This window comes from Halorientalis sp. IM1011, assembly GCF_001989615.1.
In the GTDB taxonomy this organism is placed as follows: Archaea; Halobacteriota; Halobacteria; order Halobacteriales; family Haloarculaceae; genus Halorientalis.
Window position 1 is genome coordinate 1,033,931 of the sequence record NZ_CP019067.1, and the last position, 19,218, is coordinate 1,053,148.

Annotated in this window: 17 protein-coding genes; 14 read left to right on the top strand and 3 right to left on the bottom strand. The window is 66.8% G+C overall.

From position 1 onward, the window contains the following. Positions 1–2: 2 nt before the first annotated feature. Positions 3–479: a hypothetical protein gene (locus tag BV210_RS05290; protein ID WP_084802570.1), complete on the bottom strand. Its 477-nt coding sequence runs from the start codon at positions 477–479 to the stop codon at positions 3–5. 75 nt (positions 480–554) lie between these two features. Here BV210_RS05290 and BV210_RS05295 point away from each other — a divergent pair, with 75 nt between their 5' ends. From BV210_RS05295 to BV210_RS05340, 10 genes are all read left to right on the top strand, one after another. Beyond that, positions 555–1,658 (top strand): ATP-binding protein, encoded by a 1,104-nt coding sequence (locus BV210_RS05295; RefSeq protein ID WP_077205627.1) that lies wholly within the window; start codon positions 555–557, stop codon positions 1,656–1,658. 74 nt (positions 1,659–1,732) lie between these two features. Beyond that, positions 1,733–2,494 carry a hypothetical protein gene (locus BV210_RS05300; RefSeq protein ID WP_077205628.1) on the top strand — a complete coding sequence of 254 codons (762 nt, stop codon included), beginning with the start codon at positions 1,733–1,735 and terminating at the stop codon, positions 2,492–2,494. Then, on the top strand, positions 2,491–2,943 hold the full coding sequence (locus BV210_RS05305; RefSeq protein ID WP_077205629.1) for a hypothetical protein: 453 nt from the start codon (positions 2,491–2,493) through the stop codon (positions 2,941–2,943). The genes BV210_RS05300 and BV210_RS05305 overlap by 4 nt, the downstream gene beginning before the upstream one ends. Positions 2,944–3,005: 62 nt before the next feature. Beyond that, positions 3,006–4,934 carry a type II/IV secretion system ATPase subunit gene (locus tag BV210_RS05310; RefSeq protein WP_077205630.1) on the top strand — a complete coding sequence of 643 codons (1,929 nt, stop codon included), beginning with the start codon at positions 3,006–3,008 and terminating at the stop codon, positions 4,932–4,934. Then, on the top strand, positions 4,931–6,856 hold the full coding sequence (locus BV210_RS05315; RefSeq protein WP_253741606.1) for a secretion system protein: 1,926 nt from the start codon (positions 4,931–4,933) through the stop codon (positions 6,854–6,856). Before BV210_RS05310 ends, BV210_RS05315 begins: the two co-directional genes overlap by 4 nt. A 64-nt stretch (positions 6,857–6,920) precedes the next feature. Next, positions 6,921–7,442, top strand: a complete 522-nt coding sequence (locus tag BV210_RS05320) for a hypothetical protein (RefSeq protein WP_077205631.1) — start codon at positions 6,921–6,923, stop codon at positions 7,440–7,442. Continuing rightward, complete coding sequence (locus BV210_RS05325; protein WP_077205632.1) at positions 7,420–7,896, top strand: hypothetical protein; 477 nt, start codon at positions 7,420–7,422, stop codon at positions 7,894–7,896. The genes BV210_RS05320 and BV210_RS05325 overlap by 23 nt, the downstream gene beginning before the upstream one ends. Positions 7,897–8,025: 129 nt before the next feature. Then, entirely contained in the window at positions 8,026–9,027 is a 1,002-nt protein-coding gene (locus tag BV210_RS05330; protein ID WP_157525854.1) for a hypothetical protein, read from the top strand. Position 9,028: 1 nt separating this feature from the next. Then, positions 9,029–13,084, top strand: a complete 4,056-nt coding sequence (locus BV210_RS05335) for a hypothetical protein (RefSeq protein ID WP_077205634.1) — start codon at positions 9,029–9,031, stop codon at positions 13,082–13,084. Between the two features lie 78 nt (positions 13,085–13,162). After that, positions 13,163–13,843 carry a hypothetical protein gene (locus BV210_RS05340; protein ID WP_157525856.1) on the top strand — a complete coding sequence of 227 codons (681 nt, stop codon included), beginning with the start codon at positions 13,163–13,165 and terminating at the stop codon, positions 13,841–13,843. Positions 13,844–13,915: 72 nt separating this feature from the next. Here BV210_RS05340 and BV210_RS05345 read toward each other — a convergent pair whose 3' ends face one another. Then, a complete protein-coding gene (locus BV210_RS05345; RefSeq protein ID WP_077205636.1) occupies positions 13,916–15,151 on the bottom strand; it encodes a PQQ-binding-like beta-propeller repeat protein in 1,236 nt (411 codons plus the stop codon). Between the two features lie 331 nt (positions 15,152–15,482). On the opposite strand from BV210_RS05345, the gene BV210_RS05350 reads away from it, so the two are divergent. After that, entirely contained in the window at positions 15,483–16,388 is a 906-nt protein-coding gene (locus tag BV210_RS05350; RefSeq protein WP_077205637.1) for a transcription initiation factor IIB family protein, read from the top strand. A gap of 144 nt (positions 16,389–16,532) precedes the next feature. Then, positions 16,533–17,021 carry a helix-turn-helix domain-containing protein gene (locus BV210_RS05355; protein WP_077205638.1) on the top strand — a complete coding sequence of 163 codons (489 nt, stop codon included), beginning with the start codon at positions 16,533–16,535 and terminating at the stop codon, positions 17,019–17,021. Positions 17,022–17,054: 33 nt separating this feature from the next. Here the strand turns inward: BV210_RS05355 and BV210_RS05360 are convergent, their stop codons facing one another. After that, positions 17,055–17,720: a hypothetical protein gene (locus tag BV210_RS05360; RefSeq protein ID WP_077205639.1), complete on the bottom strand. Its 666-nt coding sequence runs from the start codon at positions 17,718–17,720 to the stop codon at positions 17,055–17,057. A gap of 116 nt (positions 17,721–17,836) precedes the next feature. Between BV210_RS05360 and BV210_RS05365 the strand changes: the two genes are divergently transcribed. Both BV210_RS05365 and BV210_RS05370 read left to right on the top strand, forming a co-directional pair. Continuing rightward, positions 17,837–18,616: a YkgJ family cysteine cluster protein gene (locus tag BV210_RS05365; protein ID WP_077205640.1), complete on the top strand. Its 780-nt coding sequence runs from the start codon at positions 17,837–17,839 to the stop codon at positions 18,614–18,616. Between the two features lie 83 nt (positions 18,617–18,699). Further along, positions 18,700–19,098 carry a TRAM domain-containing protein gene (locus tag BV210_RS05370; protein ID WP_077205641.1) on the top strand — a complete coding sequence of 133 codons (399 nt, stop codon included), beginning with the start codon at positions 18,700–18,702 and terminating at the stop codon, positions 19,096–19,098. The last annotated feature ends 120 nt before the right edge of the window (positions 19,099–19,218 follow it).

The following is a 19,218-nucleotide window of genomic DNA, read 5'->3' on the forward strand; positions in this document are numbered from 1 at the left end:
CGTTACTTGGTGACCGTCAGTTCGGCCGGCTGGTCGTCCTTGTAGTTGCCGTCTCCCGGCGGTTCGACGGTCACTTCGAGCGTGCCTTTGACCTGGTCGGATCGGAAGTCGATCTGATCGTGTTCGATGGTGATGTCGGTCTCACCCTCGACCGTTTCCGTGATCGTGCCACTCACCAGTTCGACGTTCTTGCCGCTGATGATGACTGTCGACTCGCCGTCGATGGCTTTCCCCTCGTTGTCGACAACCTGAATCGTGAAGGTGGCGTCTTTGTCGTTGCCACTGCTGTCGGTCATCGATTCGATCCCGTCACCGGTCGTCTCGATGTCCACTTCCGTCTCGCCGACGGTTCCGATCCCGCCGAGCAGGTTCATCATGATCGCGAGACTGGCCACACCCACGACGAGCGCGATCACGAGGCGGATCGGGAGCCCCTCGATCGCCCGCTCGTCCCCGCGGAACGATTGCTTTCGAGTCACACCCCGCTTGGACGCGTCTTCTGCCTTAAACCTTGGAGCCAAGGTTGAAATACGAAGGCCGGGCCAGATCGGAGTGTGACAGGCCAGGAGTTCGTCATCGGGCGCGGGCAGGACCTCGACGCTGGGCCGTCGGGCCGGCTGGGTGCCTATCGGGCACTCGACGGGAGCGAGGGGGCACCGCTGTATCTCGATCTGGACAACCCCCACGCCATGCTGGTCGTCGGCAAGCGCGGGTACGGGAAGTCCTACACGCTGGGCGTCGTCGCGGAGTCGCTGGCGCGGGCCCACGGCGTCGCGCCGGTGATCGTCGACCCGATGGACGTGTTCACCACGCTCGCCGAGCCGACGCGGGGCGACGCGGAGCCGGTGCCCGCCGAAGTGATCGACGAGCCCGCAGTCGCGCCCTCCGCGCTGGATCCGCGGTCGTGGTGTGCGTTGCTGGGACTGCCGCCCGAGAGCGGGGCGGGTGGGCTCGTCTGGCAGGCCGCAGGCGAGGCCGACACGCTCGACGGAATGTACGCCCACATCGAGGCCACGGACGCGCCGGACGTGGACAAGCGGGCGGCGAGCAACCACGTCGACATGGCCGACGAATGGGGCGTGTTCGACGCCGACGGGCTGACGGCCGCCGATCTGGCGGGGCCCGAGATCACGGTGATCGACGTCGCGGGGATGGACACCGACCCGATGAACGCCGTGGCCCGGGGCATCGGCGAGGCGCTGTATCGGGCCCGCGAGACCGAGGCAATCGACCGCCTGCCGTGGCTGCTGATCGACGAGGCACACACCTTCTTCCAGGGGGTCGCCCAGTCGTCACTGGAGACGATCCTCACGCGTGGGCGTGCGCCCGGTGTCAGTCTCGTCATGGCGACCCAGCGGCCGAGTGCGGTGCCGGAGGTCGGCATCTCCCAGTCGGACGTGCTGGTCTCCCACCGGCTGACCTCCGAGGCGGACCTGGAGGCCCTGCAGGCGGCCCAGCCGACGTACATGAACACCTCGCTCGCCGACGAGGACCGGATGCCCACCGAAACCGGCGAGGTCGTCATCGTCGACGACGCGACGGAGACGATCCACGCTGCCCGGATCCGGCGGCGGGACACCCCCCACGGCGGGGACAGTCCCAGCGCCAGCGACGTGGAGGTCGGCGGGTCGAGTGAGGACGCGGCGGGCGACGACTGACGGTCGGAGGAGCGCGGCCGGCCACCACGGTCGGCCGTTCTAGGTTTAAGTACGAAGGGGCGACCAAACGGGGCATGACCGACATCGAGCGGATCGAACAGCGGCTCGCCGCCGTCGAGCGGACGGTCGTCGACGGCGATTTCGAGCTGGACGAACTCGCCGACGTGGCCGCGCTGGCCGAGGACGTCGAGCGGATCGAGTCGCGGCTCGAAGAGCTCGAACGCCGGGTCGCGGATCTGGAGGGGTCGGCCCAGGCGGTCGAGGGGTACGTCTCGAACATCGAGGCCGTCAACGACGACGTCGAGCGGCGGGCCGACGCCGCCATCGCGGCCGTCGACAGGCTGGAGCGCCGCGTCGACGAACTCGACGCGGAGACGCGGGCGGCCGCTGGCAGCGACGGTGCGACGGGGCCGGCGGAACACGGTGTTGGCGACGACGCGGCCGTGGGGGCGGCGGTCGATGCACCCCGGAGTGGCGACCCACATCCCGCGGCCGACGACCCGGCGGGAAGTAACGGGGGCCTGTTCGAGGATCCCCACGAGGTCGAGCGGACGGTCGACGACGTGATCGGGAGCGACGACGCCGACAGACGGCCCGGTGGCTCGAACGGCACCACAGACAGGATAGAGTCAGGGAACTCCCAATCGAAGGGCAGGGCGGCCGATTCGGAGTCGGTCGCGTCGGCCGACCAGGAGAGCGTCGAGCGCAGTCTGTCGGACGCTGCTGGGGGGCCGGACGAGTCTTCCGACACGGGTGACCAGCAGTCCGACGCGGTTGCTGACGCTGACGACGACTCGGGCGGGTTGCTCGCCTCGCTGCGCTCGACGTTCTCGTGATCCGATACGTGCTGACCGTCCTGTTGACGGTCGCCATCCTGGGACTCGCGATGCCGGCCGTCGAGGACACGGCCGGCAAGCGGAGCGATCAGCAGATGGCCAATCAGGTCGCCGAGATCGAGCGGGCGGCGGTCTCGCTCGTCGAGAACGAGGAGCTCCCGCCGGAGGGGGAGCCGGGCGCTCGGCGGTCGATCACGCTCCGGTTCCCCGACGACGGGCTGCTCTCGCAGGCCGTCACGGACGTCGAGATCGAGCGTGTCCGGACGAACATGAGTGTCGTCCACTACAGGGTCGAGGGGCGACCCGGCGAGCAGGTCGTCGTCGACGCGCCGGTGGTCAACGCCGCGGGCAACGACGTCCGACTCGGCGGGACGGGCGAGAAGGAGTTCGTCCTGACCTACGAACGCAACGAGACGGGTGCGCCGACGGTCTTTCTGAAGCGCCGGTGAGGAACGGACTGCTGGGGGTGCCGGTGCCTAATTTTAAACCGGATCACGCAGCCACTCCCGGTATGTCACAGAACGCATCCGGTTTCTCCATCGAGTCGCTCCTGGCCGACGCGGGGCTCGGTGGGCTGTTCGGGCTGGGGTCCGACGAGCCGGACCAGACGTGTTCCTGCCGGATGGCGTTCGACGACCGACTGCTGGCGGTCGACGCGACGGGCTGTGACGGCGACCTCTCGGCGTCGACCGTCTGCCGGCGGGCGGTCGTCGAGGAACTCGTCGACCGGGACGCCGGGGGGATCGTCGTCGAATCGAACGGCCGGGAGTACCGCTACGACGACGCCACCGTCGACCTGCTGTCGGCGGCCGGGCGGTTCGTCGACCTGCTGGGCGACCGCGACGAGCGACTGGCCGACGCCGCCGCGAGCGACCCGCTCGACGTGGCCGCGGAACTGGAGACACGGGTCGGCCCCGTCGCGGACGTGGGCGTCGAGTCGGGGTTGCTCGACGCCGCGGCGGCGATTCCGGACTACGACGCGCTGGCTCCGGACGTGGGGCTTCGGATCGCCGACTACTACGTCGACCGGTCGGTCGGCGAGGACGCCCGCCTCGAAGGGGTCACGTCGCTGTCGACGGGGAGCGAGGCGCGGATCTACCGGCGGGCCGACAGCGTGCCGCTGTACGCGCTCGATCCGGTCGATCTCACCCTCTCGCCGGCGGAACGGGAGATCCTGCTGGACGCCTACGAGGCCATCGCCGAGGGCCGCGTCGACGGCGACCGGGCGGCTTCGCGGGCGATCGAGCACGTCACCGACGGGCAGGTCGATCCCCTCCTGACCGCGATCCTGGCGAAACACACGAGCGGCTACGGCATCCTCGAAGACCTGTTCGCCGACGACCGCGTGACCGACGTGTACGTCACCTCGCCGGTGTCGGCCAATCCGCTCCGGGTCGTCGTCGACGGCCAGTCGATGACGACCAACGTCCACATGACCGAGAGCGGGGCGGAGGCGCTGGCCTCCCGCATCCGGCGGACCAGCGGCCGGGCGTTCTCCCGGGCGAGTCCGACCGTCGACGCGACCGCGGGGCTGGACAACGGGATCGATCTGCGGATCGCCGGGATCACCGACCCGGTCGCCGAGGGCGTCGCCTTCGCCTTCCGCGAGCAGGCCGACGATCAGTTCACACTCCCGTCGCTCGTGGCCAACGACACCATGTCCGCCGAGGTGGCGGCCTTCCTCTCGGTCGCCATCGAGCGCAACGCCGCGGCGCTGATCGCCGGGACCCGCGGGGCCGGGAAGACAACGCTGCTCGGGACCCTGCTGTACGAGTTGACGCCGGATACCAGAACCGTGGTCATCGAGGACACGCCGGAGTTGCCGGTCGATCCGCTCCAGTCGGTCGACCGTGACGTGCAGGCGCTGCGGACCGGAACCGGCGATGGGCCGGAGATCACCGCCACGGAGGCCCTGCGGACGGCGTTGCGGCTCGGCGACGGGGCGCTGGTCGTCGGGGAGATCCGCGGCGAAGAGGCGCAGGTCCTCTACGAGGCGATGCGGGTCGGTGCCAACGCCAACGCGGTGCTGGGGACGATCCACGGTGACGGGGCCGACGAGGTGTACGAGCGGGTCGTCTCGGACCTGGGGGTGCCATCCTCCTCGTTCGGCGCGACCGACCTGGTGGTGACGGTCCAGGCCTACAGGACACCCGAGGGCCGGAAACGCCGACTGGCCCGCATCGAGGAGGTGATGGTCAGCGGGGAGGAGATCTGGTTCGAGCCGCTGTACGAGATCGAGGGGGAGCAGGCCCAGTCGACGGGCCGGATCGACCGCGGCGAGAGCCGCTTCGTCGACCGCCTCACCGGGCCGGGCGAGGACTACGCCGACATCAGGGCGGCCATCGACCGGCGGCGTCAGTTGCTGGCGGACCTGGCCGAGGACGGGCGGACCAGCCCCCGGGAGGTGGCGGCGGCCTACGCGGGCCGTGAGGACGCATGAGCTCACCGACGGCGAGCGACGCCGAGGAGGGCGGGGCGGACGGCATCGGCCGACGGGTACGGCGCCTGATCACGGACGAGGACGCCGCGGCCGCCGACGCCGCCGGTGCCGCCTCCCGGCGCGAACGCCGACGGCGACGGCGCGCCCAGCGGTCACGGGACCCCATCGTCGAACTCTCGACCATCGTCCACGGACTGGCGAGCCTCTACCCCTACGAGGTGGAGACGAGCGACGAACTCGCGGATTCGCTCTCCTTTCTCCAGTCCGAGTATCAGCCGGAGACGGTGGTCCGCGCGGGCTTCGGCGCGGGAATCCTGTCCGTGTTCCTGCTCGTGCCGCTGCTCCTGTCGCCGCTCCCGCTGCTGGCGGTGGGCGTTCTGATGGTGCTGTTCCCCCTCGGGATCATCCACGGGGTCCACTCCGCGCCGCACGTGCTCGCGGATTTCCGGCGAACACGGGCGCTCGGTGACACGCCGAACCTGATCGGCCGGGTAGTGTTGCGGATGCAGATTCAGCCGGCTACCGAGAACGCCGTCCGGTTCGCCGCCGAGACGGGACGGGGACCGCTGGCCGAGAGCCTCTCGGCCCACATCGACCGCTCCATCGGGACGCCGCGAACGGGGCTGACCTCCTTCGCCGACGAGTGGGCCGAGGAGTTCCCGGCGATCCGGCGGTCGGCGGCCCTGCTCGTGACCGCCCAGGACGCGCCGGAGGGCGAACGCGGCCGGACGCTGGATCGGGCGCTCAGCGCGATTCTGGACGGCACGCGCAACCAGATGGCGGAGTTCACATCGGCGATCCAGGGGCCGACGACCGCGCTGTACGCCTTCGGCGTGATGCTCCCGATGGCGCTCGTCGCGCTCATCCCGGCGGCGACGCTCGCGGGCTATCCCGTCTCGATCTGGGTGTTCGTGATCCTCTACAACCTCACCCTGCCGCTGCTCCTGCTGGCGGCCAGCGCCTGGCTGCTCACCCGGCGGCCCGTCGCCTTCCCGCCGCCGGCGGTCACCCGCGCCCACCCGGACGTCCCCGACCGGGTGACCAAGCCGCTCCTGATCGGCCTCCTCGTCGGTGGGTTCGCGTTCGGCCTGCTCGAATTCGGCGCGTTAGTGGGCCGACTCCCGCCGCTCGCGCCCGTCGCGTCCGTCCTCGAACCGGTGAGCTACCTCGCACCGATCGTCGGGTTCGGTCTCGGACTCGGAGCCTTCCTGCTCGCGGCCTACCGGCCGATCAAGGACGTGCGGGACTACGTCCGGGACGTGGAGGAGCACCTCGTCGACGCGCTCTACCTCGTGGGCCGGCAGGTCGACGAGGACGAGGCCGTCGAGTCGGCCGTCGCCCACGCCGGCGACCGCGTCCCCGAGGAGACCGGCGAGGTGTTCGAAGACGCCGCTGGCATCCAGCGCCGCCTGCGAACGAGCGTCCACGAGGCCTTCCTCGGCGACTACGGCGCGCTCGAAGACATCCCGAGTCCGCGCGCCGAGGGAACCGCCTCCCTCCTCTCGATCGCTGCCGACGAGGGCCAGCCCGCCGGCCGTGCGATCGTCTCGATGGCCGACCACCTCGAAGAACTCCAGGAGGTCGAGGCGGAGACCAAGCGCTCGCTGGCGACGGTGACGGGGACGCTCGAACACACGGCCTCCTTCTTCGCGCCCATGGTCGGCGGCGCGACGGTCGGGCTGGCAGCCGGGATGGTCGGCGAGGGCGCAGCGGCCGCCGACGTGGAGCCGATGCCGGTCGAACCGCTCGGGATCGTCGTCGGGATCTACGTCGTCACGCTGTGTTTCATCCTGACGGCGCTCTCGATCGGCCTCCGGCACGGACTGGACCGCTCGCTCGTCGGCTACCGGATCGGCCAGTCGCTGGTGGCCGCCATCCCGATCTATCTCTTCACGCTCTCGATCGTCGGCTCGATCATGTAGGGGCAGTATGACAACCATCTGACCATCGCTTCGGTTTAAGTACGATCACGGGGCCAAGGGGGGTATGGACTTCGAGGCACCGGCGGACGCCTGGTACGTGTTTCTCGGCGTGTCGCTGGTCAGCGTGGCCATGGCCGGCGTGGCGCTGGGGCTCCCGTCGGCGGTGCCGCCGGACGCGAACGCGGCGGCCAACACCGTCGACCGGGTGGCGGCGAGCACCCAGAACGCGAGCGCGAGCTACGACCACGACGCGGATCGGCTCTGGGTCGGCACGAAGCGGATCCGGATGGAAAGCGAGGACGGCGGCAGTGCCGAGGAGAGCATCTCGTTCGGTCAGATGGTCTTCGTCCGCCACGACGACGACGGGAAACTGACCGAGGTGCTCCACGGGGCCCCGCCGACCAAGGTGTACTCGGGAGCCTCGCCGGGTCCCAGAGACGCGTTTCAGGACGACATCGAGCATGCGAAATCCGAGATGAACGACGAAGCCAGAAACGACGAGCCGGACTGGTGGACCGCCAACGGACAACTTCGCGTGCGGAAGGTCAACTGGAGGGGTGTCAGTGTTACGCTCGTCGACGGGTGACCGGGGCCAGACCGAGCCGCTCGCGGCGCTGGTGGCCGTCTCTGTCATGGCGCTGGGACTGGCGCTGTACGGCGGCTACCTCTCGGACGTGTTGCCCGGCAACAGCGACCGACACGTCGAGAGCGCGACCCAGGACCGTGTCTGGAACGAGATCCAGACCAACGGCGTGTTCGACGGGTCGACACGGATCGAGAACAGGCTGGTCGGAACGAGTGGCGACGCGACCGACCTTCCGGAGGGGTACAACGTCTACGTCGCGGTGACGCGGGTCGGCGACGACGGCCGGACCGAGGTGGTGGACCACCACTACTTCGAGTCCGACAGTTCGCCGGCCGGCGACACTCCACCGGACGGCGTGCCCGACGTCGCGGACAACGCGAGTCGGCCCGTACCCGTCCGCGAGTCGCCCGGCGAGGTCGTTGGGGGACAGCTCACGGTGTCAGTCTGGAGCTGAACCGCCCGCACGGCAGTCAAAGTTTAAATAACATAACCGGAGCAAAGCGGGCATGTTCGGATCGACGTCTCTCGAGTGCGTTCTCTCTCCGGAATCGAACTGCGTCGCTGCCGGTGGCCCGGTGGGGTGGTGATCGCCGTGTCGGAGCCTCGATCCGACAGTCGCGAGCGCGCGATCAGCACGGTGATGGACGTGTCGCTGGCCTTGCTCTTGATCAGCGCCAGCGTCGTGTTGATCGCCACGTCGCTGAACGAGGAGAGCGGGGCGACGACGCCGGACGCGGTGGCGGCCGACCAGACCGCCGAGACGCTGGCGGCGACCACGATGTCGGTCGAGTACTCCATCGAACCGGTCACGTCCCAGGACGAGTGGGACGACGAAAACGTCGCGACGGACTTCGCCGACGAGTCGTTCAGACGGGTCAGCCAGGGCTCGGCGTCGGGCTTGCTCGCGGAAGCGGCGGTGGCCAACGTCGAGGTCGACGGCACTCGGTTGACGAAGGAAGGCCAGAACTTCGAGCCCGCCGTGGAGGCGAAGGTCCTGAACACGTTCCTCGGGGCGAACCAGAGCGTCTACGTCGAGGCCGTCTGGCGGCCGTATCCCGAGTCCGCCATCGAGGGAATCGCCTCGGCCGGCGACCGACCGCCACGTGACACGTCGGTCAACACGGCCGTCCTCCGGGTCACGAGCGACGTGCCGTCGGTCGGCTCCGGGGCCGTGGAACGCGGCTATCGACTGAACGGCTTCGAGGGGGCGGCGGGACCGATCGCCGCCGCGGTCGTCCGGGGGCTGTACCCGCCGACGGAGATGCAACTCCTGCTCGAACGGCAGGGGTTCCACCGGGCGCTGGGGAAGTACCGGTACCAGCGGATGGCGACGGCCATCGAGGCCTCGGACGCCGCGACCGACGACTTCTCCTTCGAGAACGCGCAGGGCGTCTACTTCGGCGAGGCGACGGTCATCAGCCGGAACGGGGCGGACGCCCGCGCGGCCAACGCACAGCTCACCGACCAGCTCACGCAGATTATCGCCGCGGACATGGACGAGAAATACGACGACGACGCGACCGCCGACGAACTCGGCGCGGACGTGGCGACCGGCGAGGTAGAGATCATCGTCAAGACGTGGTAAGATGACACGCAGAGATCACACCGTTTCGATCGCAGAGGACGACAGAGCACGGATTCCGTTCGCGCTGATCGGCGTCGTCGTGCTGATCAGCAGCGTCGCCGTCGTCGGGACGCTCCAGACCCGCCCGGAGCCCCAGCCCGACACCGACCCGTCGCTGGCGATGGATCGGGCGGTCTCGACCTCCCAGACGGCGATCAAAGACGCCGTCAGGACGGCCATGAAGGACGCGGCGGCCGAACCGCTGACGACGACCGCGGACACGCCGGTCGGGAACGCCATCGACGACAGCGGCGGTGACACGTTCGAGGAGTACGTGAAGTTGCGGGTGTACCTCGAAACGGCAGAGGCGCTCCGGACCTCCGGCCAGCGGGTGGATACGGGGATGCGGACCGACCTCTCCCTGCCGCCGGTGGAGTACACCGAGTCGAGCATCGAGGACGCCATCGACCGGGTCGACCTGACTGTGGGCCACGAGTCCGGGTCGCTAGACGCCGGGAAGGTCACCGCCGAGATCAGCGGGATCGACGTGGCCGTCCGCGAGAACGGCTCGGCGGTCGCCACCGACACCCGGACGATCTCCGTGACGGTGAGTTCGACGACGTTCGCGCTGGACGAGAAGGTCACCGAGTACGAGAATCGGCTGAATCGCGGTTTCTTCGAGGCTAATAGCCTGATGGACGGGTTTGGGAGGAAATTCGCTGCACGCCTGTATCCGATGGCCTACGCGAAGGCGTACTACGAGCGGGTGTTTGGTTCGCCATTGCCCCCCTCTCCCAGTGGATCCACGGGGGCTGACGTGTTCGAGCGGATCAACAAGAACAAACACTCGGAAGTGCTGGCCAACGACGCCATCTTCGGCATTCAAAAGCGGACCTTCGATGCGACCGATCCCTACGCTGCCCGGACGATGAAAGGCCAATGGGCCTGTATGGGTGCGAAGGTCGTCGAGGATCTGGGTGGGGGTCGAGCATCCGACAAAATCTCGGGCAGTGTGTCCGGTATTTCCGGACCACTCTCGGCCAGCACGTTCTGTCAGGGTGCCAAGGCGATGTTCGGTGACGCCAACGGGAACCTCCCCGAAATTCCGACGCCAGGGGAGTTCGTCGACCGCCGGATTAACGCCCTATTCGGGCCATCAACAGGCGTTTCTACCGAACACGAAATCGCGATCGACCGTTTCGCAGAAGCGGCCTACGAGGACATGACCGGCGGTGGGATGAGCGGTGACAGATGGCTGGCAAAACCCGACATCATCGACGAGGTGCAGGGCAAAGACAAGATGCCCGACATCGAGGAAGAGTTGCCCGAGGACATGGGGGACGGGCGTATCGAGACCGCGATCGACCGCACCTACGAGGTCAAATCGTGGGCGGAGACGACCGACGAGAGTTCGAGTATCTCCATCCCGAGCGTGAGCAGTCCGACCGACGACGACCTCAGCGGTTGTAGCGCCGACAGTACCGACTACTCGATCGACGGCGTCGACAGCGTCAGTGCCACGCGGAACGACGTCTGGGACACCGACGCCGACGGCAGTACGAAGCCGATCGTTCGGTTCGATGTCGACGCCGACGTGACGGTCGAGACGTCGGTCGACTTCTCCTGTAGCTCTCACGACGAGAAAAACGACAGCAATGCACCGTTCTCCGGGTCCGGGTCCGACACGTCCTCGGGATCGGTCAGCTTCGACGTCGAGATCGACGGGAAACACAGCACGGGGACAGGTGTGCTCCGCAATGGCGTCAACGACGATTACGGTTCAGAGAGTAACTTCAAAGCGGCGCTGGACAAGGCTGTCTCGGCCCACATCGCGGACGACGGAGAGAGTTCGCTCGAAGGTGACGTGGGCGGTGCCGCCGGGACCGATCTCGGTTCCAGTACCTCGGCATCGGAGGTCGAGGACGAAGTGGTCGGCGCGGTCAGCCTCGATGGCTCACAGAAGACACACGACCTCGGTGCGCCCAGCGGTCTCGAAGGGTCGATCGAGAGCGACATCGAGAACTTCCGGAGCGTCGTCAAATCGGAGGTCAGTAACGCGAGTTTCTCACGGCTCGGCATGGCGACGGGGAAAGGCCCCTTCGAGCAACTCAAGGGTAACATCGACCAGCGGGCGCTGGTCCATCACGACCGGACGCCGACGAACGATTACACAAGCGCACGGCGGAAGGCGAAAATCGAGGCACGACGGATCTACGTCAACCGGATGCGCCACTGGATCGACGAGATCAACAGCACCCGGAACGAGGCCCGAAACAAGGCCGACAACGAGATCACCGACGCACTCGGCGGTGCGATGGACGGGCTCTCCGGGGGGATCGATGTTCTCAACAAGGGCCTCGGCTTCGCACAGGAAGCGCTCAGCGGTGATACGTCACTGTCGATGGCCAATCGTGGAACTGTCGAAGAGACGCCGCTAACCGAGGATATCACGTACTCGGTGCACGGGTCGCCGACCTACCTCACGAAGTCGCCGCTGACGCGGGCGACGGTGCCGGCGGTGCGGCCCGGGTACGCGAACGTGACGGAACCGATGGACACGATGCACTCGTCGATGGCGGTCCGGAACCACGACCTCATCGCGTATCCCGGGCTGCCGATCATCCCGTGGCCGACGTTCTGGTACCTGTCGGTGGACGCCTGGCAGGTCAACGTGCAGGGTGAGTACGCACGGTTCGCAGTGAGTGCGAACAAGGGTGATCCGTCCAACACTGGCGGGACGACGTACGTACGCCAAGCGCAACCGATCACGGTCGAGATCGCCGGACGCAACCGCAGGGCCGGGACGGTCGATCCGATCACCTTCGAGAGTAACACGATGGTGATCATTCCCGTGCCCGGTGGGACGGTCATGCCCGGCAAAGGGAATATGGGCGTCGGCGACCGGATCAGAGCGAGCGGCGTCGTCAAGGAGAAATGCTCGAAGTCGTGGGACTACACTGGCCCAGGCTTCCGGCCGAGCAAGGCGCATCAGGGCGATGATTGCACCAGAGGCGGGTCGATAACCCTCGATAGCGGGTGGCTGCCGGGCGATAGCGACGCGGAGTTCGAGTACGACAGCGACGGCGTCAGTATGACGGCCGGAGCGGTCGAGTTCAACTCCGACGGTGACATCGACTACGAGGGTGAAGAGGCAGGCTGTGACGCCGAGGATCTGTACGAGGAACTGAACGACCAGCCCGAGAACCGGTACGACGATGCAGGAGATATCGACGAGAAGGTCTGGCGAACGTACTGCCGACTCCGACTGGACCCGTACAAAACACAGTACGCGGAATTCCTCGGGAGTGGCGACGATCAGGTCCACGAGAGTTGGGAAGACGTGATCGAAACCGAGACGATCCGGCTCGACCACGTCATCGAGACGCTCAGCTACGTCGTCGACGATCAGGGTGGACCACTCGACGAAAAGCACGACATCCAAGAGTTCATGACGGCCTACGAGGCCAACGACGATCACACTGCCCCGTGGAGCGCGAGTAGTGACGACGACGGCTTCTACGCGGTTCCTGCCCACGAAGAGCCCGGGATCGCGTTCGACTTCGAGACCGAAAATGCGGATGCGTTCTACCGAGTCTACGACAATGACTCAGACTACGGTGCCAGTGGTAGCTGGGTCGCGAGATACCACGCCGTCGCCGGGAAAGACGAACACGGAATCATCAACAGCTTCGGGCTCTGGGACAACAGGACGGTCGATATCGATACCTACGACCCAGACAGATACGGCTGGGGACGGTACGACTGCCTGGCGAAGTTCGTCGTGCCGTCGACTGAAGAGTACGAACTCCGCGTCAGTACGCTCGGTGGCTTCGACGCCCGTCTGTACGAGCCTCTGATCAACGAGCGAGTCCGTGAGATCAACCCTGATGGGGAACCGCGGCTCGACGGTGGGATCAAACAGTTCGAGATTCGGGAGAATCTGGCCGAAATCGACTCGGACCAGTGGGTTCCACTCGGGAAGATCGAAGCGTTCGCCGACGACCCCGAGGCACTGGAAGACACGTTCGAGGCCGCAGATCAGGGTGACAACCTCGCTTCGGAAAGCCCCTGTGGCTGAGGTCTCTCGGTCCGACCTCGGGGTCCGATACAACGGAAGGCCAAAGGCGGCGTGCTGTTACTTTCGAGTATGTGGACCGTGACAGTAGGAGGGCGGGAGCTGGCGGTCGAAAACGAGGGTGAGATCAGCGGGGACGAACACTCTATACGGCTCCCACGACGGTGTAAACTGCTGGAGACGTTCGATGATAGGCTCCTCGTCCTCGTCTATCCGGAGTCGAACGAGATTACCGATCCGGACATCGAGGTCCCAGAGGACCGAAACGTCGTGGCGATCACCCCGGACTGCACGCACGCCTGGACGGTCGAGTCACTGCGTGATCCGGATACCGAACAGTACTACCGACGGTCGTATCTGCTCGGTTCACGTGTGATCCTGCGATCGAAGACCGGCCACTTCTACGAGATCGATCCCGAGACTGGCGAGCGACTCGCGGACTGGCCCGAAACGGAGTTCCAGTTCGCGGATCGGACCGTCTCGTTCGCCCCGGCGGAGGTGGGGCCACCCGAGTGGTACGACGGGAAGATCATCTTCCGGACGTCGGACTCGATGATGTACGGGTTCGAGCCGGACGGGACGAAACTCTGGGAGCGGGAAACGGAGGCGGACTGGCATCTGGAAGCGGGCGAGGAGAAGTTCGGCCTGTGGATCGAACCGCGGATGGGGATGAAGATGGAGTTTCGGCTGGACACCGAGACGGGCAAGATCGTCGAACAGACCTACGGCGCAGGCGTCGGGGAGAAATACGTCGACGAGTGAGGCCCCGGTGGTGAGTGGCCGCCGCCGGCTACCCCTGTCATCCAGGACGCCGTGTGGCCGACGGGCAGTCACTCAGGCTGGGTCGAGCACGGCCAGCCCGGCACCGCGGGGGTAGACGAGCAGATCGTCGAGCACGATGGGTGTGCTTCCAGTTCCGCCTGTCATCGTCGTTTGCCAGCGAACGTCGAGTGAGTCGGCGTCGACCGCGTACAACCGTGTATCGGCGTCGAGGTCCGGGAACATCGAGAAGTAGACGGTGCCGCTGGCGACGACCGGATGGCCGGTGTAGCCATCGACCTCGATCGTCCCGAGGTTGTCGCCTGTCTCGGCGTCGATCCGATATGGACCACTCTGGCCCAGTGACTGGGCGTAGACGACGCCGTCGGCGACCGTCGGGACGGTCTCCTCGGCGGTGCCGTCGCTCCATCGCCATTCGAGCGAGCCGTCCTCGGTCGAGCGGGCCTCGATGTTGCCGTCGGCCATGAAGTAGGCGGTACCGTCTGCGATGGAGACGCCAGCGTCACCGAGCGCTCCGGCGTGTTCGACGGCCCATTGCCGATCACCGGTTTCGGCATCGTAGGCCTTGAACTGCTCACGGTCCTTCATGAACACCGACCCGTCAGCGACCGCCAGATTACTGAGTCCGTCCGGAACGGTCGTCGTCCAGACTTCATCGCCGGTCTCGACATCGCGGGCGAACAGTCGCTCCTGGCCCCGTGCGTAGACGGTTCCGTCAGAGACGAGCAGATCGAGGACGTATTCCCCAAGCGACTGGTCCCAGCTGACGGTGTTGTCGGGTTTGATCGCGGTTATCCCGCCACCCCAGCCGATGTAGATCCTCTCTTCGCTCGCTGCGAGACTGAAGATGGTTTCGGGACTCAGATCGTGTACCCACCGTTGTTCGCCCGAGAGCAAGTCGTGGGCGTAGCAGCGCCCCTCGTCGGTCGCAACGTACACTGATTCACCGACCACGAGGGGCGCGTCGGCCCACTCGCCGGAAATCTCCTGTGACCACCGCTCCTGCACGGCGACGGGTGGACCGCTGGCAGTCGTCGAGCGTGTGTTGGCGGCGTCGTAATGCGTGACTGGCCACGCACCCTCGGCAGTCACCGGTCCCTCGAAGGACTGGTCGCTCGTTCCGCCGTCGGGATTGGACGTGTCGCCGTTGCCACTGTTCCCGCCGGGTGTGCTTCCGTCGTCGGTGCCTCCAGTGCCGTCGTCGCTGGAACAGCCGGCGAGGCCGACTGCGGCGGTACTGCCGGCGGCGGCGAGCCATCGGCGGCGGCTCCACTGTCGTCGATCGGTCATGATACTTCATTCTGGATAGCGAGTTGAAATAAATCACCGGGATAACGTCCACCGGTCGTCAATCAGGATGGCAGGCCAGGCGTTCCCGATATCTGACACGGTGTGGAGATGGAGTCGCTGGGCTGGCGACCCCGATCACGGATACACCCCGGCCGGATGGAGACGGCTATATTAGGCAGAGACAGGCCACAACAGCCGCCTTAACTACGCCTGCGGTCCCGGACATACGCTATATATTAAAACGAGGTTAATATTATTCTATCAGAACAAGTAGTAACGTTTATACTTCAAATGTACGGAAACGAGAATGTCGCGATTCGGTGGATCACAAATGGGTGGTGTAAACGACGGTGTTGCCTGCACCGAGTGTGGAGGAACGGTACGACGGACAGGGACGGAAACGGTCTGTGGCGACTGCGGACTGGTGGTCGACGAGGACGCGATCGATCGGGGGCCGGAGTGGCGCTCGCTCGACGGGGAGGGTGACGAACGGCGAACGGGTGCGCCGCTGACGCGGGCCCGTCACGACAAGGGGCTGTCGACCGAGATCGGTTACGGGACTGGATCGGAGGTCTCGGGCCGGCGACAGCGCCAGCTCGTCCGGATGCGCCGCCAGCACAACCGGGCGCGGCTCTCCTCGAAACGGGAACGCAACCGGCTGTACGCCTTCACCGAAATCCGGCGGATCGTGTCGGTACTGGGGTTGCCGACGACGATCCGCGAGCAGGCCTGTTCGCTGTTCGAGTCGGCCCAGTCCGAGGATCTGCTCTGTGGCCGGTCGCTGGAAGGGTTCGCGGCGGCGGGCGTGTACGCGACCTGCCGAACCAACTCGATCGCCCGGACGATGGACGAGATCGTCGACGACGCCCGCGCCGATCGGAACGAACTCAAGGCCGCCTACGACGCCCTGAACCGCGAACTCGGCCTCCCGGTGGGCCCGATCGATCCGACCGACTACCTCCCCCGGTACGCCTCCGAACTCGGAGTGGAAGCCGACGTCGAGAGTCGGGCGCGGGAGTACGCCGTCTTGCTCGTCGAGACCGGCCGCATGGGCGGGAAGAACCCGAGCGGCGTCGCGGCCGCCTGTCTCTACAAGGCGGCCTACGACCACGGTGTCGAGGTGACTCAGACCCGGGCAGCCGACCTCGCGGACGTGTCCCGGATGACGATCCGCTCGACGGTCACCGACCTGAAAACCCTCCGACAGGCCGAGGAGGTCGACCGCTCCGTCGAGTAGCCGGGACGGCCTCCCCGTCCGGCACGTGGCCGCCGGTTGCTCCGGAAACCGTCCCGCACCGTTCTCGCCGAAACCCGTACCCGTCCGGCGCGCTTCCCGCAAGGACGCCTATGTTCGCGGCCGGTGTGATACCAGTCGGCCCCGATGTTCCGGTTTCCCCCTCGAACGGACACAGACGCGAGTCTCGGTACAGGCACAGTCCCGGGTCGCGTTCGGCGGCCGTTCGCCGTCGGCGGCCTGGTCCCGGTGGCCACGGTCGCGTCCGCTCGTCCGGCACTGCTCGTCGGTGGCCTGCTCGTGGTCGGCCTGTTGGCCGGCGCGCTGGCGCTCGCCACGATCCGGACGCGGTCGGCTACGGACCCGACCGAGACCGACGACGAGGAGGCGCCGGCACACCCCGACGCCTGGCGGGTCCGCCGCCTGCTGGACGAACACGGTGGGCGACTTCCCCAGTCCGAGATCGTCGAGCGGACCGGCTGGTCGAAATCGAAGGTGAGCCGCGTCCTCTCGGCGATGGCCGAGGACGAACAGGTCCAGAAGATTCGGATCGGGCGGGAGAACCTCGTCACCCGACCCGGCGACGAACCGGAACACGCCGGCAGTCCGTTCGACGACGACACCCCGAAGGGGTAGGTGAGCGGACCGTCTCCACGGGATAGAAACCGTTCAGATCCCGGCGAGGCCGCGTCGCCAGTCGCGCAGCCAGGTGACGCCGGCCCCGACCAGTCCCGCGGGGATCGCCATGACGATCGCACTGACGATGTAGTTGCCGAGGTCGCCACCGCCCGTCCCGCCTGCGCCACCGCCGCTACCCATGGCGATGGAGACGAAGATGGCCACGATGATACCCATCACGACGAAGCCTGCGGCGTTACTGGCGAACGCGAGAACGTACGTCTGGGAGTCGACCTCGCCGATCTGGAGGAAGTCCTGGAGTCCGATCACTGCCGCCAGGATGCTCCCACCGAACACCGCGACGCCGAACGCCATCAGCACGATGATGCCACCGAGGAACCCCGAACTGGCGTCGCCGAGCAGGGAGTTCGCGAGCACGGCCGTGAGGCCGATACCGACGCCGACGACCGCGAAGATTCCGACGACGTACTTGACGACCGACTGGCCGGCCGGTCGGCTCAACACGTCGGTGGCGCTCGGCCCGGTCTGGACCTGCTGGGCACGTCCCTGACCCGGCTGGCCCTGACCGCCCTGACCGGGCTGTACCTGTCCGGCCTGTGCCTGTCCGGGTTGTCCGCCAGTCTGACCACTGGTCTGACCGCCCGTCTGCCCTGTCCGTCCGTTCTCGTCCGTCCCTGATGGATCGTCGGAACTCATACGCATACCATCAGATAGACAGATAATAAAAGTTGAACGTCTGTGGGAATCGTCGTGACCGACACCGACGCACCCGGAGTCACGCATCTTTTCTCTCCCGACGGGGTATCGGGGGTATGGAGAGCCTCGAAGCCGAACTCGACCGGGCGCGGGACCTCGACGTGGCCGACCTCGCCGACGCCATCGTCGAGATCGGGTTCGAGTGTACACGCTGTGGGGCCTGCTGTAAAGCCGAGAATTGCGAGGACGAACGAAGTGAGTCCTCGAAAACGCGAGCGGAGAGCGACGCGAACCGCGAGCACGGCGGGAGCGAAGACGGAGCCGACACGTCCGCGGACGCCGACCCCCACACGGCGACCGTCTTCCCCGACGAGATCCGGCGGTTGCAGGACGCCGGGGATTACGATTTCAGGGACGTGGCCCGCCCGATGCCCTACGGCCTCGAAGACGGACCCGAGGGCCCGGAGGGCGAGACCTTCGAGTGGGCGCTTCAGACCGACGCGTGTGGTGACTGCACCTTCTACGAGGAGCGAGAGGCGTCGGAGACGCCTCACGGAGACGACGGCACCGGAGCCTGCACGGTCCACGAGGACCGACCGCTGATCTGTCGGACCTACCCGTTCTCCGTGGCACTGGGCGGTACGAGTCAGCCGATGGGTGAAGCTGTCGACGAGCAGGGCATGGTCCGGGCCCACGAGTGTGAGGGCCTGGGCCGGGACATCTCCCGGGCCGAGGCCGAGGACCTGGCCGCGGCGCTGAAAGAGCGGGCGATCCGGGAGATCGAGGAGGCCATCGGGGTCAGAGACGAGTACGAACCGGTCGAGACGGGGCCGGGCGAGGTCGTCGTCCACGACTCGGAGGGCCAGAAGCGGCCGGACGGGACGCGGCTGGAGTGAGGGGGCCGAGAGCGGCCCCTCACGGGCGAGTCACGGGCAAGTTCTTTACTATAGGCCCTACACGTACCGGTGGAGGTCTAACCTTGGAGATATCTGATAAACTCCTGTGTTTGTTCAGCGCCGAAGTCGAGCCCAGCGAGGACGGGTACGTGATCGAGGTACCACAGCGTGAACTCGACACCGGATCGGTCGAGGCCGGCGACACCTACCGGGTGGCGCTCATCGAGAGCGACCGCGAAGAGACAGTCGAGAGTGACGAACCCGAAACACCGTCTTCGGAGCCCCAGCCGCCGGTCGAGGCCGGCGAGATCCGCTACGTCGAGATCGAGGACATCGGCAAACAGGGCGACGGCATCGCCCGCGTCGAACGCGGCTACGTCATCATCGTCCCCGGTGCCGAGATCGGGGAGCGCGTGAAAGTCGAGATTACCGAGGTCAAGTCCAACTTCGCAGTCGGCGAGATCATCGACGAAGATATCTGAGTTACCCGGCTGTACCAACACCCTCGCCTCGCCGTCCCTCCCCGGCCGTTCTCGCTTCAACGAGTGATCGAAATCGCACGACGGCAGCCGGTTAACCGTCCGTACCAAACCCGCTAAAGG

Excerpts from the sequence above, each read along its gene's own strand:
- BV210_RS05345 (WP_077205636.1), bottom strand. The coding sequence starts at position 15,151 with ATGACCGATCGACGACAGTGGAGCCGCCGCCGATGGCTCGCCGCCGCC.
- BV210_RS05315 (WP_253741606.1), top strand. The coding sequence starts at position 4,931 with ATGAGCTCACCGACGGCGAGCGACGCCGAGGAGGGCGGGGCGGACGGC.
- BV210_RS05360 (WP_077205639.1), bottom strand. The coding sequence starts at position 17,720 with ATGAGTTCCGACGATCCATCAGGGACGGACGAGAACGGACGGACAGGG.
- BV210_RS05350 (WP_077205637.1), top strand. The coding sequence starts at position 15,483 with ATGGGTGGTGTAAACGACGGTGTTGCCTGCACCGAGTGTGGAGGAACG.
- BV210_RS05335 (WP_077205634.1), top strand. The coding sequence starts at position 9,029 with ATGACACGCAGAGATCACACCGTTTCGATCGCAGAGGACGACAGAGCA.
- BV210_RS05300 (WP_077205628.1), top strand. The coding sequence starts at position 1,733 with ATGACCGACATCGAGCGGATCGAACAGCGGCTCGCCGCCGTCGAGCGG.
- BV210_RS05365 (WP_077205640.1), top strand. The coding sequence starts at position 17,837 with ATGGAGAGCCTCGAAGCCGAACTCGACCGGGCGCGGGACCTCGACGTG.
- BV210_RS05355 (WP_077205638.1), top strand. The coding sequence starts at position 16,533 with ATGTTCCGGTTTCCCCCTCGAACGGACACAGACGCGAGTCTCGGTACA.
- BV210_RS05310 (WP_077205630.1), top strand. The coding sequence starts at position 3,006 with ATGTCACAGAACGCATCCGGTTTCTCCATCGAGTCGCTCCTGGCCGAC.
- BV210_RS05320 (WP_077205631.1), top strand. The coding sequence starts at position 6,921 with ATGGACTTCGAGGCACCGGCGGACGCCTGGTACGTGTTTCTCGGCGTG.